Genomic DNA, 15,128 nt, shown 5'->3' on the forward strand with positions numbered 1-15,128 from the left:
CGGCGACTTTTATAATATATCACGTCGTTCAATAGTGTGCAACAGGTAAAAAATTACTGTTTTAAATTAATTTGATTTAGCTTTCAAATCCCTGCTCCTCTTCCCTCCATTACCCTAGCTGGGACGAACCGAATCATGAGACCACTCAAGGAACAAGCTCGGTTCGATCCCACTTCTTATATAGAAGGAAAATGCATTATACAGGAGAAATGAAATACCGCCTCCCGCCACTCACGTTCCATGCCCTGCCTTTCACCGAGGCCTCCAAACGCAATACTTCCTGACTGCCTTCCTCGCGGATAATCAGATCATAGGAAGAGCGGATTCGACAAGCTCCGCTCTGCACAGCGGTAAGTATCGCTTCCTTCAGACGGCCCTCCCCCCATATCATATCCACTTCATATCCTCCCCGTGTACGCATTCCGCGTACTTCTCCATTCGGCCAAGCTTTAGGAAGCGCAGGCAGGAAGGCTATCGCATCCCCGTGCGATTGCAGAAGCATTTCGGCTATTGCTGCCGTACCTCCGAAGTTGGCGTCGATTTGAAACGGCGGATGGTCACCGAACAAGTTCGGATGCACCGACTTACGAAGCAAGGCCGATATATCTTCGTAGGCAAGCTCAGCACATTCCAGGCGAGCCCAGAACAAAATAATCCAAGCCCTGCTCCAGCCCGTATGTCCCCCACCATGCGCCAACCGCCGCTCAAGCGTGCGGCGTGCAGCCTGGGCCAACTCAGGTGTGGCAAAAGGTGTGATGTCATCCGCAGGGAACAAAGCAAACAAATGTGAAATATGGCGGTGCCCCAGTTCCACCTCCTGCACATCTTCGGCCCATTCCAGCAATTGTCCATATTGACCGATTCGATGCGGCGGAAGCTTGGACAGAGCGGTTAGAAGCCGTCCTCGAAAGCCTGCCTCGCTTTCCCATTGTTCACTTGCATGCAGACAAGCTTCAAATAAAGCTCTGCTAATTTGAGTATCCATGCTCGGACCCATGCATAGCGTCCCGCTGTTGCCATTCGGCAAACGATAACGGTTCTCCGGTGACAGGGAAGGCGACGTTACCCATTCCCCTTGCTTGTTCTCCATCATATAGTCGAGCAGAAAGAGCGCCGCACCTTTCATAACGGGATAAGCGCGCTCACGCAGGAACACGGCATCCTGACCGTACAAGTAATGCTCCCATGCATGCAGCGCCAACCAAGCACCACCCATTGGCCAAATCGTCGCTGACACCACATCGCTCACCGGTGAAGTATCCGCCCATAGATTTGTCGCATGATGAGCCACGAACCCATCCGCCCCGTACAGTATGCGCGCAGTCCGTGTTCCATTGCTTCTCAGTCGATCCAGCAAATCAAATACCGGCTCGTGGCATTCCGCCAAGTTAGTCACTTCCGCAGGCCAATAATTCATTTGCAGATTAATATTTAGATGATAATCGCATTCCCATGGCGGCGTGATGTGGGGATTCCATATTCCCTGCAAATTGGATGGCAGCGTACCGGGACGAGAACTGCCCATCAATAAATAGCGTCCGTATTGAAAAAACAATGCAAATAGTCCTGGGTCCTCATGCCCTTGCCGGAAACGTTCCAGTCGTTCATTCGTGGGCATGTCCTTAGCATAGTCTGCTTCCGCCCCCGTTCCCTCCAGTCGAAGCAACACCCTGTCATACATAGCGCGGTGATCTTGGATATGCTCCGCTCGTACCTGTTCATACCCCTTAGCTGACGCCGCCCCCACCTGGTGAAGGCATGCTCCAAGCGGATCCTCTTCCCGAAAGCTCGTCGCCGCAGCAATATACATCGTTACCTCATCCGCCGATTCCACGGACAAAAAATCACCGACAGTCTGCACGCGCCCTCCATCGGCAAGCGCTTTCACAACGACACAAAAACGCACACCTTCATTCCCGCACTGGCCTTGCATTGCAATCGTGTCAGGTGAAACAACTACAGTACCCTCTTCAAAAGACCGTCGGTTTAAATACAGGGATAAAGACAGTCGTTGCAATTCTGAAGCCTTCATTCTCAGCACAATCACCTGATCCACCGCACTGCTGAACAGTTCACGCTCATAGACCGCTCCGTCCCTTTCATAGCGCACGCGAGTTATTCCTTCACCTAACGACAGCTCCCGCTCATATCCAATCACTTCCCCCACTCCGCCGTGGATGATCATTTTCATATCGCCCAGCGTCTGGTACGGGCCGAAATGCTTCGGTATAGAGGTAAGCGTCAGGCGGGCTACCCGCTCCGCCTTCTCCGGCTCACCGTCCAACAGCAGCTGCCGGATCTCTTGCAAGTGAGCTGCTGCTTGCGGATTTTCACGTGCTATTGGCCCGCCATACCAGACAGAGTCTTCGTTCAATTGCAATCGTTCGGTATCCCACCCGCCGAATTGCATGGCGCCCAGACGGCCATTGCCGACGGGCAATGCTTCGATCCATTCCTTTGCAGGCTGGCGGTACCACAATCTGTCTTCCCTTTCCGTTGCCGATTGGAACATATCTTCCTCCTTATGAACGCGGAATAACAGCGCTGCTGCCATTCCCTGTTCTTTAATCACCTAGTTAGAGTAGGCCATGAGGAAATTTCTAAGATGAATGTTATCGATACCTCAAACATAGCAACCGCCACTCGCAATGTCAATCCACTGCTTGGCGCAATCACTCGCACCCATATGACTCCACACGATTCCTACAATAGCCGACACAACAGCGAGAAAATAGTACCTTCCGTAGCACACGACAAAAAAAGACCAACTCTCCGCAGAGAATTGGTCTTCCCATTAATCATATTATGAATTGCTGCGATCACGCATATGCGGGAAGAGCAGCACGTCCCGAATAGATGGCGCATTGGTCAAAAGCATTACGAGTCGGTCGACGCCGATGCCTAGTCCGCCTGTAGGCGGCAAACCATACTCCAATGCACGAATAAAGTCGTCATCCATGTCATGCGCTTCATCGTTGCCATGTTCACGCTCTTCTAGCTGCGCTTCAAAGCGTTGACGCTGATCGATTGGGTCGTTGAGCTCTGTGAACGCATTTGCATGCTCACGTGCTACGATGAACAGCTCGAAGCGATCCGTAAAGCGCGGATCCTGAGCATTTTTCTTCGCAAGCGGTGAAATCTCAACCGGATGTCCCATAACAAACGTCGGTTGAATGAGCGTTTCTTCAACGAATTGCTCGAAGAACGCGTTCAAGATATGTCCGAATGTAAAGTGCGGCTCAACCGCAACCTTATGTTCCTTCGCCAGACGCTGCGCTTCTTCGTCCGTCATTTGTACGGAGAAGTCGACGCCTGTCGCTTCTTTTACCGCATCAACCATAGTGACGCGGCGCCATGCTGGTGTCAGATCCACCTCATGGCCTTGATATTGAATTTTCGTTGTGCCAAGAACCTCCTGTGCAATATGCGCAATCATGTTCTCAGTCAAATTCATAATATCTTCGTAATCGGCATACGCTTCATACAATTCGATCATCGTAAATTCCGGGTTGTGGCGAGTCGATATCCCTTCATTGCGGTATACGCGGCCGATTTCGTACACTTTCTCCAGACCGCCTACGATAAGCCGCTTCAAATGCAGCTCGATAGCAATACGCATGTACAGCTGCATATCTAGCGCATTGTGGTGTGTAATGAAAGGACGAGCTGCCGCCCCGCCTGCAATCGTGTGCAATGTCGGCGTTTCGACTTCCAAGTAGCCAAGCGAATCCAAATAACGTCGCATCGCTTGAATAATTCGCGAACGCGCAATAAACGTCTGTTGTACTTCCGGATTCATAATCAAATCGACGTAACGCTGGCGGTAGCGCAGCTCAACGTCCTTCAGACCGTGATATTTCTCTGGAAGTGGATACAGCGACTTCGACAGTACTTCAAGCTCAAGCACTTTAACCGTTGTCTCACCCGTCTTCGTCTTGAAGATGACACCGCGCACTCCGATAATGTCACCAAGATCGAGCATGCTGAATGCTTCGAACTTCGGTTCAGGAACCGTATCTTGACGCACATAAATCTGAATGCGGCCGGTCAAATCCTGAATATGGGCAAAGCTCGCTTTCCCCATGCCGCGCTTCGCCATAATGCGGCCCGCCAGGCTCACTTCCACGCCCGCTTCATCCAGCTCTTCCTTCGTCATGTCGTTATACTTGTCCAGTACTGCTTTGGCAGTATGTGTCCGGTTATACTTCTTACCGAACGGGTCAATGCCCAATTTGCGCAGCTCGTCCAATTTGTTACGGCGAATTTGCAATAATTCGCTTATTTCGGTTTCCTGATTGACGACGTCCGTCATAACGTTCCACTCCTTCTTATGCATGCGTTCAATGCTATATGCTGAACGATCTCCAATGGATTATAGCGAGCATAAATGTTCACCCAATATGATTTTCATTTCTATTTTCAATTTTTTTCATGAAAATTTCTCAATCGCAAAGCAAGGCAGCAACGGCCTGCCTTCTTCCTTATCGAGAAAAAAGCTTCCACTTGGAAGCTTTCATCCACTTATGCCTGTCCTTCACCATTCATTCACTGCACATTCGGCGCATTTGTCGTTGCAATTAGCGCTTGATGTCAATGATCTTGTATTGAATCACGCCCGCAGGTACGCTAACGTCTACGACCGTGCCTTTTTGCTTGCCTAAAATAGCTTTGCCCACTGGGCTTTCATTCGAAATCCGATTTTGCAGCGGATCGGATTCCGCCGTGCCGACAATTGTGTATTCCATTGAATCGCCGAACTCCAAATCTTCAACGATAACTGTAGAACCGATGCTTACCGTATCTGTATCAATCTCATCGTTGTTAATGATACGCGCGTTGCGAAGCATTTTTTCTAATGTAATGACACGACCTTCTATGAATGCTTGTTCGTTCTTCGCATCTTCGTATTCGGAGTTCTCGCTGATGTCGCCGTAGCCGATCGCTACTTTAATTCGCTCTGCCACTTCACGACGTTTTACGGATTTGAGGTTTTCAAGCTCTTCCTCCAGCTTCTTCAGACCGTCCTGGGTCAGAATGACTTCTTTATCGCTCATCTTACCGATTCTCCTGTCATGATCAATATTTTCGCACTCCGGCCTCCGGGCCGCCTGACAGCGATCACTTCCGATGCAGCCGATGCGAATACCTTATTTCATCATATGGCGTCTTTTCCACATGATGACTTCTTTACTTGCTTGTTCATCGCTTGAAATTGTTGCGCTAAACATGCCAAGGCCCGAGGCGAATTTTCTATTGTTGAATTATATGGGATGGATTAGTAAAAGTCAATGAGACGGCACACTCGTTTGAAAACGCTTCGATAAGTTCTGCTTCAACGATTGTTCCAATCAATTGTTCCAATCAGTGCCGCCTTATTATTGATGAATTGGCTTTTACCAAAATCGAGCAGGACACGATATGTGTCCTGCCGGTTCTCGCAACAAGTCTGTGGAATACCTGTCCTTCTATATCGCGTCCCCTTGCTCCTCCACCTGTGCCACATAATCGTCCAGGAGGCGGACCATTTCGTCACGGCGCGTTTCTTCCATAATAGCATCCTTGACGCGCGCGGCGCTAGGCAGACCTTTCAAATACCAAGCCAAATGCTTACGCATCTCCTTGACCGCCACCTTCTCGCCCTTCAAGGCAATTAGGCGGTCCATATGCACGATCGCAATGCGAACCTTCTCCGCTGGAGACGGGTCTGGCGGCAGTGTTCCATTCGTCAAATATTCCACCGTGCGATACAGCATCCATGGGTTGCCAAGCGCACCACGGCCAACCATGACGCCGTCGCAGCCTGTCTCCTCAAGCATTCGCTTGGCGTCTTCCGGTGAGAACACGTCCCCGTTCCCAATGACGGGAATCGATACCGATTCCTTGACTTGACGAATGAAGCTCCAATCCGCCTGACCGGTGTACAGTTGCTCGCGCGTCCGTCCATGAACGCTGACCGCTTGCCCTCCTGCCCGTTCAACCGCCTTCGCATTTTCAACGACGTAAATATGTTCATCGTCCCAACCAATGCGCATCTTCACGGTAACAGGCTTCTCGACAGCCTCGACAACCGCCGACACCATTTCATAAATTTTGTTCGGATCCAGGAGCCAGCGCGCCCCGGCGTCGCATTTGGTCACCTTAGGCACCGGACATCCCATATTAATGTCGATGATGTCGGCATTGGAATCTTTATCGACAATCTTGGCGGCCTCCACCAGCGACTGACGATCGCCACCGAAGATTTGCAGGCTAAGCGGCTTCTCCCGATCATCAACATATAGCATTTCCCGTGTGCGCTCGTTGCCGTGAACGAGTGCTTTATCACTTACCATTTCGGCGCAGACAAGGCCGCAGCCGAACTCCTTCGCAATCAACCGGAAAGCCGGATTGCATACACCGGCCATCGGAGCGAGTACGACCTGATTTTTCATTTCGATGTTTGCAATTTTCAGCATCTCGGTCACACTCCTTTCTCTTACTAATCTATTTCAACTCGTGCATTGAATGCTGTTGCATGCGCGTAACGCTGCCAAAGTTCCATTTTACCGGATGGAGGGTAGTGTGGCTAGTTCATCCCTTGAAATATTTAATTCTCGGGAAATATTGATTATGGTCCGCTCGTCGATTTCGCGGTGTCCCCGTTCCATCTCCCCGAGCACGGAGACGGAGATGCGCACGCGATCGGCCAACTGCTGCTGCGTCAATCCCCTGAGCTTGCGGAAGGCGCGGATTCGCTTGGCCAGCTGCTTCGTTTCCATTTCCGAATCCCTTCCTTTCCATCCAGTGTTCCCAAGGCCTGGTGAACGAATGCGTGCAATTGCGTATCCGATTCAGGCACGATATCGGCAAGCGGCACCATGACGAACAGACGCTCACCCATCCGAGGGTGCGGCAACGTCAGATCGGGCGTATTCACGCTGCAGCCTTCCATCCAGAGCAAGTCCAAGTCAATGACGCGCGGACCATTGCGAATGTTGCGCACCCGACCAAGCTGCTTCTCAATATCCAGCATCACTTGCAGCAACGCCTCCGCATCAAGCGCAGTAGCCAAGCAAGCGGTCATATTCAAAAATACTGGTTGATCTTCATACCCGACTGGATCCGTCTCGTAAATATCCGAGCAGGCAACAACCTTGATATCATGATGACGATCCAGTTCGGTCAGCGCCGCGTGCAGTGAGTATTCGCGATCACCGATATTCGCTCCCAGCGCAATATATGCGATAACGAGGCCCGTCTCATCGCCCGATACATAATTGGACGCGCCTTGCTCTATTTCTCGCTCCATCGTTACGCCTCGCTCTCATCAGCGCACTGTTCATCCTGGTCCCGCACGCGCGTCATTTCTACGGTCAAGCCTTGAAAATGAATGTCGAACGGAGGATGCGGCTTCGTCACGCGTACCGTCGCTTCGTTGATTCTAGGGTAAGCATCAAGGAGCGCCGCTGCAATCCGTTCCGTCAGCGCCTCCACCAGTTGGAACGATTGTTCCTCGACTATCGATTTCACCATATAGAAAATATCTGCATAATTGACCGAATCGTTCAAGTTATCAGATACGCCTGCTTGCCGCAAGTCGATCTGCAAATCCAAATCGACATACCAAAGCTGCCCTAAGGCGCGCTCCTCCTGAAATACTCCGTGCCGACCGAAAAATTCCATGCGATGAAGCTGCATGCGGTCATATCCTTCCACTTTTGTCTTGATCATGTTTATAAGCCCCTCTTCTCTTAGGATGAACCGAACAGATAAACCGGCGGGTGCGGCTGGCTTTAGCGCGGATACAGCATCGCATCGCACATGCGGGCCGTACGCACGTTGGCTTCAATATCATGAACACGCACAATTTGACAGCCCTGCGCAATACCAAGCGCCGTAGTGGCTGCTGTACCCTCAACCAATTCATCAACAGGAAGCTGAAGCGTATCACGGATGAACCGTTTGCGGGAAGCAGCAAGCAGCACGGGATAGCCGAGTTCCCCAAGTTCATCCAGATGATGCATGAGCGTCAGGTTGTCTTCAAGGTTCTTCGCAAATCCGATGCCGGGATCAAGCCAGATGTTCTCTTCCTTAACGCCTGCCGCCGTCGCAATAGCGACACTCTCGAGCAGATCGCGCTTCACATCCTGCACGAAGTCATCGTACTGCCTTGCCGGACGGTTGTGCATCAATATGATCGGACACTGATATTGTGCAGCTGCACGCGCCATTTGCTCATCTTTTTTGCAGCCCCAAATGTCGTTCAATATATGAGCGCCCGCTTCCAATGCTCTGCGCCCCACTTCGGCCTTATACGTGTCCACCGAGATCGGAATTTGGGGCATCTCCGCATGAAGGGCCTCAATGACCGGAATTACCCGGCTTAATTCTTCTTCCGCTCCTACAGGTTCAAAGCCAGGCCGTGTCGACTCTCCGCCAATATCGATGATATCCGCACCTTGCGCGACCATTTCCCGCACATGGGCAATAGCACGATCGACCCGATTGTACCGTCCGCCATCCGAGAAGGAGTCCGGCGTTACATTCAGAATGCCCATCACAAGCGTGCGGCTGCCCAATGATAGGGAACAATTATCCCATTGATAGGTGCGCTGCCGAAACGTCGGTTGCAGCATGTTTCATTCATCTCCTCTAATCGCCAATGTCCATCCATGCGTCAGAAACATATTTTCACTGCACAGTTTCTGCCGCTGCACGGTACATTTGCAGCAGCTTGTCCGTATATGAACCAATTCGTCCCTGACCTACTTGAACCCATTTCCCGTCCGTATCCAATAACGAAGTAATCGGAACCAGTTCCTGTACAGATGTCGTAATAAAAATTTCCTCTGCCTGCCGCAGATCATCCCACGTATACATTCCTTCTTCGGGGAGAAGTCCGCAAGCTGGCGCCAGTTCCATTACAAATCCGCGCGTAATACCGGGCAAGATGCCCGCTTCTATAGCCGGAGTGCACAGCCGGTCTCCCGCAACAAAGAACACATTGCTTACGATGCCCTCAGCCAGCTTGCCATCAGCGGTCAGCATAAGCCCTTCCGCCCCCTGCTCGGCTGAGCGGCAGGCGGCCAGTTCGCGCTTTGCCACAATATTGTTCATGTAATGGCCTGATTTATAGCGGATGTCTGCTTCGGGCACGTTCCGCCGTGTCCGGAGCAATTGCAGCGGCTTGCCATTCTCATACAGCATATCCGGCATAGACGGAAGCGGCTTAGTCAGAACTAAAGTAAGTGGCGCAACGTAATCGCCTGCAGGCAAGCCAAAGCCGTTCTCACCTGCGCTCACCGTATACCGAACATAAGCCTCTTCCAACCCATTGGCCGCCATCACCTCGCCAATATGACGTTCGGCTTGATTCACGTCCAACGTATATCGAATCCCCAGCGTACCGCATGCTTCGGCCAAGCGCTTCAAGTGGCGCTCTAATAAAAACGGGCGGCCGCCATACGTCCGCATCGTCTCGAATAAGGTCATTCCGTACAAAAAGCCGTGGTCCATAACAGGAACCGCGGCTTGTTCGCTCAATACTACCCCCCCGTTCCACCCAACGACTTTCATCTTATGCGCCTGCTTTCACGTTCAAGAAATTCCGCAGCATCTGATGTCCGTGGTCAGTTATGATGGACTCTGGGTGAAACTGGACACCTTCGATAGGATAGGCCTTGTGACGCAAACCCATAATTTCCCCTTCAGCCGTCTCTGCGGTGATTTCCAAGCAATCCGGCAGAGACTCACGCTCTACGATAAGTGAATGGTAGCGTGTCGCCGTAAACGGATTAGGCAATCCGGCGAACAGCGATTGTCCTTCATGCTGGATGGGAGAGGTCTTGCCATGCATCAACCGCTCAGCGCGGATCACTTTGCCGCCGAAGGCCTGTCCGATCGCTTGATGACCGAGACATACGCCCAAGATAGGCAATCTGCCTTTGAAATGTTCAATGACGTCGAGCGTAATCCCCGCCTCGTTCGGGGTGCACGGTCCCGGAGACAACAGCAAATGATCCGGTTTAAGCTGCTCAATTCCTTCGATATCAATTTCGTCATTGCGAAAGACTTGCACCTCTTCGCCTAGTTCCCCTAAATATTGTACCAAGTTATACGTGAAAGAATCATAGTTATCAACGACCAGTATCATCTTGCGTTCATCCTCCCCACAGCATGGATATTATATTTCTTTTCCTGCTTCATCTGATGCAGCAGACACCCTAGCCATCCGGGTCCGCTCTCTTACATCGCGCTCGCTCATTTGCACGGCCTTCCATAACGCCTTCGCTTTATTTAAGCTTTCCGCATATTCCCGCTCCGGATCCGAATCGATAACGATGCCGGCTCCGGCCTGGATATGTCCAATGCCGTCCTTCAGCGTCAATGTACGAATAATAATATTTAATTCCATATCTCCATTATAGTCAATCCAACCGAACGAACCGGTATATGGCCCGCGCCGAACAGGCTCCAGTTCCTCGATGATTTCCATCGTGCGCACCTTCGGCGCACCCGTAATCGTTCCTCCTGGGAAGGCGGCCCGAATGACGTCAATTGCATCCTTGTCTGCCGCCAATGTTCCTTTTATCTCTGACACCAAATGCATGACATGCGAGTAATACTCGATCACCATAAGCTCTTCGACTCGCACTGAACCGTACCTCGATATACGCCCTAAGTCGTTTCTCACCAAATCAACGAGCATAATATGCTCAGCCCGCTCTTTTTCATTAGTGATGAGCTCATCAGACATAAGAACATCCTCTTCCGCAGTGAGCCCCCTGCGCCGCGTTCCGGCGATGGGCCGTGCACTCACCCCGCCTTGCTCTACCCGAACGAGCAGCTCAGGCGAACAGGAGACAAGCTGGAACTCTGGGAATCGCAGCAGACCCATATACGGCGATGGATTCAATGCGCGGAGCCATTCATACAAGCGCTCTGGCGATTCATTGATTTCGCGCATTTGACGCATGGATAAGTTCACTTGAAACACGTCGCCCTGGCTAATATAGTTCTGGATTTTGCGGACCGCTTCCTTGAATTGTTCCTTGGGGAACGCCGTATGAACCCCGTCGAACGCTTCAATGTCAATGGACAGTCCTTCCTCTAGCGCCTGCTGACGCCGTTCCGCTTCCTCCTGCATCTCTTTCTGCTGGCATGCCTGCCACCAATCGTCCCATTGGCTCTTCATTGCATGCGCGCGCTGCTCTGCCGCACCGTATCTAGCAGACAACGCTCCATCGGTTACCGTCGTCATGACCGCACAATAAAGACAATGCTCCGTCTGATCGACGATCCACAATTCGTTCATTTGCATAAATATATAGTCTGGCAAAGCCAAGTCATCATCGGCAAGTATAGGCAGACGCTCTATCGAACGCGCAACATCGTAGCTCAAATAACCGACACAGCCGCCTGTAAATTTAGGGACCTCTTGTATACGTGGGGCACGATATGGCGCCATCCATTGTTGAATCATTTCAAGCGGATCTCCTTGGCGCGATTGTGTCGGCTGATGAGGTTCCCACACCGAGGCTTCCCGACCTTTGCCCGATATAACCGATGCGGCGCTCAAGCCCAAGAACGTGTACCTTCCGCTCTTTCCGCTCTCCAATACAAAAGCATGCTCGCCCGCCCCCTCCCACGCGGCTAACCAGGAAGGAATACGCACCTGAGCAGCCGGAAGCTCGAACTTAAGCACATAAGGAAGAACCGTATATCCTTCCTCCACAAAGCGATGCCACTGCTCAAGCATGACCGCTGCCCATCCTTTCTCAACAGTTGCTTGCTCCACTAGTTCACCCCATCAAAAATGTCCTTCAAGTGCGTGTTCAAAAAAGGCTCTTTTTGAACAACCTCTTCAAGGCATTGATTCTCACGCCGTCGCTTAACATCTTATTTCTTAACAAATAGTATAGTCAAAGTCGGCACATAAGAAAAGGTCACATGTTGTAAATTAATGTAATTCAAAAATTCAAGGCCCGCAATCGGAGTCATTGTGATGACGCATTTAGAGGCAATCTTTCCTTAATCATAAAAAACCCCCTCTCGTCATAGCTGCAAGCGAACGCCGTTCGCCCTGCCGCTCGTAACGCGAGGGGGAGGTCAAGCATGTTTAGTTCTCAAAGTTGAATAGCGGCGTACTTAAGTAGCGTTCACCATTGCTCGGTACAACCGCAATGACGCGCTTGCCTTCGCCTAACTCACGCGCGACCTGCAATGCGGCATGAATGGCTGCACCTGAGGAAATTCCGCATAAAATGCCTTCTTCCTTAGCCACTTGGCGGGCGATCTCGAACGCATCGTCATTTTCAACTGCAATAATCTGGTCATATATTTCCCGATTCAGTATATCGGGAACGAAGTTCGCGCCAATGCCTTGAATCTTGTGCGCTCCAGGCTTGCCTCCCGACAAGATCGGAGAGGCTGCCGGCTCTACCGCTACGATACGAATGTCCGGGAAATTACTCTTCAGCACTTCTCCAGTGCCTGATATCGTACCGCCGGTACCAATACCCGCTACAAAAGCATCCAGCTTGCCGTCATACGCTTGAATCGCCTCGACAATTTCCGGTCCTGTCGTCTCGCGGTGAATCTTCACGTTCGCTTGGTTCTTGAATTGCTGCGGAATGAAATAAGAGGGATTCTCCTCCGCCAGCTCTTCCGCCTTGCGAACCGCTCCGTTCATTCCTTCTGAGCCTGGGGTCAGCACAAGATCGGCTCCGTATGCCCGCAGCAAATTGCGGCGCTCAATGCTCATCGTTTCCGGCATGACAAGGATCGCCTTGTATCCTTTGGCTGCCGCCACCATAGCCAGACCGATGCCGGTATTGCCGCTTGTCGGCTCTACGATCGTATCGCCCGGCTTTAAACGCCCTTCCTGCTCGGCTACCTCAATCATACTAATTGCAATCCGGTCTTTAACGCTCGCCCCCGGATTCTGATATTCCAACTTGACATAGATCTCCGCGCTGCCCTCAGGCACAATACGGTTCAAACGGACCAGCGGGGTGTCCCCAATCAATTCAGTTACACTGTTGACGATTCTTGGCATATGGAAGCCCTCCCATGGCTCAACATTAACGTTCATTTCCGACTAATTCACTTGGTTTTATTCCATCTTAACAATCCGCAAGTTGAATGTCAAGAGAGCAACAGAAATATGTTCCAGTAAACTGCGTGCAGCGTATTGACAAATGACGTCATTCAAAATAATATAAAAACAAATAGTAAACGTTTAGTATAAAACATTTAGTAAATGGAGAGATGCATGAAATGACACGTTTAATGGTGCTGGGTTTGCTGTTAGAGCATGGCCAAATGTCAGGTTATGAAATGCAGCAAGCGATGCAATCCGCGCAAACAGATACGTGGGCCGGCGTATTTCCGGCATCCATCTATCATGCGCTGCGAAAAATGAACGACGAAGGGTTGGTGGAATTGAAAAATATGGAGCATACAGGAAATCGCTCAAAAGCTATTTACAGCATTACATCAGACGGCCGCGAGGAATTCGATCGTTTGCTCTTGACGTCATTTCAACAATCTTCGGTCGAGCTGCCGACGACATTGTATACGGCACTTACATTTTATGCCGCCGGTCAGACCTCTACGGATGAGATCCACCGCGCGTTGGATGAACAAAAGCAAAGCATCGCTTCCATGATGGACATGATGAAAGCCGGGCAGGCGGCAAAAGCCGAGTTTATGGAGATTCCGCCGCATGTCATGCTGATTTTCTCCAATATTTATGCGCAGTATGCACTGCAGCTAAAATTTATAGAGGACATCCGACACGCCCTGCTGCAAGGAAATCAAACCTAATCTGCAAGGAGAAATGGGGAATTGATATTGATATGCAGACGGATCGAAGCTTGCGCAAGGCGCAAATGGCCGCATTATGGGTGGTCGGAATTGCGATTTTTACCGACATGCTCGTCTATGGCCTCATTGTGCCGGTATTGCCGAGGTATGCACTTAGTTTAGGCGCTTCGCAAGGCGCCATAGGAATGTTGTTCGGCAGCTATGCAGCCGCACTCTTGCTAGCTACCCCCTTGATGGGCATATGGTCCGATAGGGCAGGCCGGCGCATACCGATGCTTTTCGGTTTGTTCGGACTCGCCGGCGCTACAATACTGTTCGGCTTCAGTCATCAATTTTGGCTGCTGGTCGTTGCGCGGATACTGCAAGGCGTTGCGGCGGCAGCCACATGGACGGCCGGCTTGGCGTTGCTTGCCGATATATTCCCTCCCGCGGCACGCGGCAAGGCAATGGGGTACGCTCTGTCAGGTCAAGCGGCCGGAATGCTGCTTGGCCCCGCTATTGGAGGCTGGTTGTACCAATGGGGAGGATATCACTTGCCGTTTCTGGTCGCAGCCGGATTGGCCTTAGTGGACGGGTTTCTTAGATTTCTGCTGCTCCGAGATACAGAGCCTGCCGCTTCGGCCCGGCAAGCATCTGCGCAAGACATGTTTCAACTGATCCGAAGGCCTAAGCTGCTGTTAATCTCAGGCGTTATCGTATTAGGCGCCTCATTGCCTAGTGCATTGGAGCCGACGCTGCCCATTCATTTACAGCAAGTTTTTTCCGCATCTCCGGGCCTGATTGGACTCCTTTTTGCCATCCCTACGGTCGCTTATGGCGTGACATCACCATTAGCGGGAACTTTTGCTTACCGATGGGGGGCAAAGCGTCTGATTATGATTGGCCTTATCATCACGGCGATTGCTTTACCGTGGATCGGCGCCGTGCACCACTTGACGCTGATTGGCCTTCTGCTGGCCGTGCTCGGCATTGGCTTCGGCTGCATTCTTACGCCCACACTGTCGGAGCTGTCCACTGCTGCGGATGATGCGGGGATACGTTCCTACGGCTTCACGTTTGCCATCTATAATACCGCCTATTCCTTCGGCATGTTCGCCGGGCCGACACTGAGCGGAACCGCAGCGGAGTCCTTTGGCCTAAAGGAATGCTTGATTCTCTTCAGCATCATCGCCATTGTTTATGCGGTCATCATATATCGTTCTGCAGCTTTATCTGCAGGAAACAGCGCAGTGTAGGCGAGACTACATGAGCACCGGACTTCAAGAGTGAGTGCAAGATTCGATGTCGAATCACATCTTGGAATGCTTCGTGATCAAAAGGGG

14 protein-coding genes are annotated in these 15,128 nt (G+C 51.3%); 2 read left to right on the forward strand and 12 right to left on the reverse strand.

Going from position 1 to position 15,128, the window contains the following annotated elements:
- Positions 1-196: 196 nt before the first annotated feature.
- From A372_RS0101355 to cysK, 12 genes are all read right to left on the reverse strand, one after another.
- The gene (locus A372_RS0101355; RefSeq protein ID WP_036702916.1) at positions 197-2,512 is read right to left on the reverse strand and encodes a glycosyl hydrolase family 95 catalytic domain-containing protein; all 2,316 of its coding nucleotides are present in this window, start codon (positions 2,510-2,512) and stop codon (positions 197-199) included.
- 291 nt (positions 2,513-2,803) lie between these two features.
- Positions 2,804-4,312, reverse strand: a complete 1,509-nt coding sequence (gene lysS / locus A372_RS0101360; protein ID WP_019419053.1) for a lysine--tRNA ligase — start codon at positions 4,310-4,312, stop codon at positions 2,804-2,806.
- A gap of 265 nt (positions 4,313-4,577) precedes the next feature.
- Positions 4,578-5,054: a transcription elongation factor GreA gene (gene greA / locus A372_RS0101365; protein WP_019419054.1), complete on the reverse strand. Its 477-nt coding sequence runs from the start codon at positions 5,052-5,054 to the stop codon at positions 4,578-4,580.
- A 411-nt stretch (positions 5,055-5,465) separates the two neighbouring features.
- Positions 5,466-6,455: a tRNA dihydrouridine synthase DusB gene (dusB, locus tag A372_RS0101370; RefSeq protein WP_019419055.1), complete on the reverse strand. Its 990-nt coding sequence runs from the start codon at positions 6,453-6,455 to the stop codon at positions 5,466-5,468.
- 87 nt (positions 6,456-6,542) lie between these two features.
- Positions 6,543-6,758, reverse strand: coding sequence for a helix-turn-helix domain-containing protein (locus tag A372_RS35850; protein ID WP_036702913.1), 216 nt, complete (start codon positions 6,756-6,758; stop codon positions 6,543-6,545).
- Positions 6,701-7,288, reverse strand: a complete 588-nt coding sequence (gene folK, locus A372_RS0101380; protein ID WP_019419056.1) for a 2-amino-4-hydroxy-6-hydroxymethyldihydropteridine diphosphokinase — start codon at positions 7,286-7,288, stop codon at positions 6,701-6,703. Before folK ends, A372_RS35850 begins: the two co-directional genes overlap by 58 nt.
- Before the next feature lie 2 nt (positions 7,289-7,290).
- Positions 7,291-7,710, reverse strand: coding sequence for a dihydroneopterin aldolase (folB, locus tag A372_RS0101385; RefSeq protein ID WP_019419057.1), 420 nt, complete (start codon positions 7,708-7,710; stop codon positions 7,291-7,293).
- Positions 7,711-7,772: 62 nt separating this feature from the next.
- A complete protein-coding gene (folP, locus tag A372_RS0101390) occupies positions 7,773-8,615 on the reverse strand; it encodes a dihydropteroate synthase (protein WP_019419058.1) in 843 nt (280 codons plus the stop codon).
- A gap of 55 nt (positions 8,616-8,670) precedes the next feature.
- Complete coding sequence (locus A372_RS0101395; protein ID WP_019419059.1) at positions 8,671-9,555, reverse strand: aminotransferase class IV; 885 nt, start codon at positions 9,553-9,555, stop codon at positions 8,671-8,673.
- 1 nt (position 9,556) lies between these two features.
- Positions 9,557-10,132, reverse strand: a complete 576-nt coding sequence (gene pabA / locus A372_RS0101400; RefSeq protein WP_019419060.1) for an aminodeoxychorismate/anthranilate synthase component II — start codon at positions 10,130-10,132, stop codon at positions 9,557-9,559.
- 30 nt (positions 10,133-10,162) lie between these two features.
- Positions 10,163-11,737 carry an anthranilate synthase component I family protein gene (locus A372_RS0101405; protein ID WP_051004443.1) on the reverse strand — a complete coding sequence of 525 codons (1,575 nt, stop codon included), beginning with the start codon at positions 11,735-11,737 and terminating at the stop codon, positions 10,163-10,165.
- Positions 11,738-12,097: 360 nt separating this feature from the next.
- The gene (gene cysK, locus A372_RS0101410) at positions 12,098-13,036 is read right to left on the reverse strand and encodes a cysteine synthase A (RefSeq protein ID WP_019419062.1); all 939 of its coding nucleotides are present in this window, start codon (positions 13,034-13,036) and stop codon (positions 12,098-12,100) included.
- A gap of 221 nt (positions 13,037-13,257) precedes the next feature.
- On the opposite strand from cysK, the gene A372_RS0101415 reads away from it, so the two are divergent.
- Both A372_RS0101415 and A372_RS0101420 read left to right on the forward strand, forming a co-directional pair.
- Entirely contained in the window at positions 13,258-13,806 is a 549-nt protein-coding gene (locus A372_RS0101415) for a PadR family transcriptional regulator (RefSeq protein ID WP_019419063.1), read from the forward strand.
- Positions 13,807-13,838: 32 nt separating this feature from the next.
- On the forward strand, positions 13,839-15,041 hold the full coding sequence (locus A372_RS0101420; RefSeq protein WP_019419064.1) for an MFS transporter: 1,203 nt from the start codon (positions 13,839-13,841) through the stop codon (positions 15,039-15,041).
- Positions 15,042-15,128 lie beyond the last annotated feature (87 nt).

Source organism: Paenibacillus sp. OSY-SE, assembly GCF_000283315.1.
Taxonomy (GTDB): Bacteria; Bacillota; Bacilli; order Paenibacillales; family Paenibacillaceae; genus Paenibacillus_B; species Paenibacillus_B profundus.

What these genes read in the sequence shown, in the direction of transcription:
- A372_RS0101355 (WP_036702916.1), bottom strand. Translation starts at nt 2,512, where the DNA reads ATGTTCCAATCGGCAACGGAAAGGGAAGACAGATTGTGGTACCGCCAG.
- lysS (WP_019419053.1), bottom strand. Translation starts at nt 4,312, where the DNA reads ATGACGGACGTCGTCAATCAGGAAACCGAAATAAGCGAATTATTGCAA.
- greA (WP_019419054.1), bottom strand. Translation starts at nt 5,054, where the DNA reads ATGAGCGATAAAGAAGTCATTCTGACCCAGGACGGTCTGAAGAAGCTG.
- dusB (WP_019419055.1), bottom strand. Translation starts at nt 6,455, where the DNA reads ATGCTGAAAATTGCAAACATCGAAATGAAAAATCAGGTCGTACTCGCT.
- A372_RS35850 (WP_036702913.1), bottom strand. Translation starts at nt 6,758, where the DNA reads ATGGAAACGAAGCAGCTGGCCAAGCGAATCCGCGCCTTCCGCAAGCTC.
- folK (WP_019419056.1), bottom strand. Translation starts at nt 7,288, where the DNA reads ATGGAGCGAGAAATAGAGCAAGGCGCGTCCAATTATGTATCGGGCGAT.
- folB (WP_019419057.1), bottom strand. Translation starts at nt 7,710, where the DNA reads ATGATCAAGACAAAAGTGGAAGGATATGACCGCATGCAGCTTCATCGC.
- folP (WP_019419058.1), bottom strand. Translation starts at nt 8,615, where the DNA reads ATGCTGCAACCGACGTTTCGGCAGCGCACCTATCAATGGGATAATTGT.
- A372_RS0101395 (WP_019419059.1), bottom strand. Translation starts at nt 9,555, where the DNA reads ATGAAAGTCGTTGGGTGGAACGGGGGGGTAGTATTGAGCGAACAAGCC.
- pabA (WP_019419060.1), bottom strand. Translation starts at nt 10,132, where the DNA reads ATGATACTGGTCGTTGATAACTATGATTCTTTCACGTATAACTTGGTA.
- A372_RS0101405 (WP_051004443.1), bottom strand. Translation starts at nt 11,737, where the DNA reads ATGCTTGAGCAGTGGCATCGCTTTGTGGAGGAAGGATATACGGTTCTT.
- cysK (WP_019419062.1), bottom strand. Translation starts at nt 13,036, where the DNA reads ATGCCAAGAATCGTCAACAGTGTAACTGAATTGATTGGGGACACCCCG.
- A372_RS0101415 (WP_019419063.1), top strand. Translation starts at nt 13,258, where the DNA reads ATGACACGTTTAATGGTGCTGGGTTTGCTGTTAGAGCATGGCCAAATG.
- A372_RS0101420 (WP_019419064.1), top strand. Translation starts at nt 13,839, where the DNA reads ATGCAGACGGATCGAAGCTTGCGCAAGGCGCAAATGGCCGCATTATGG.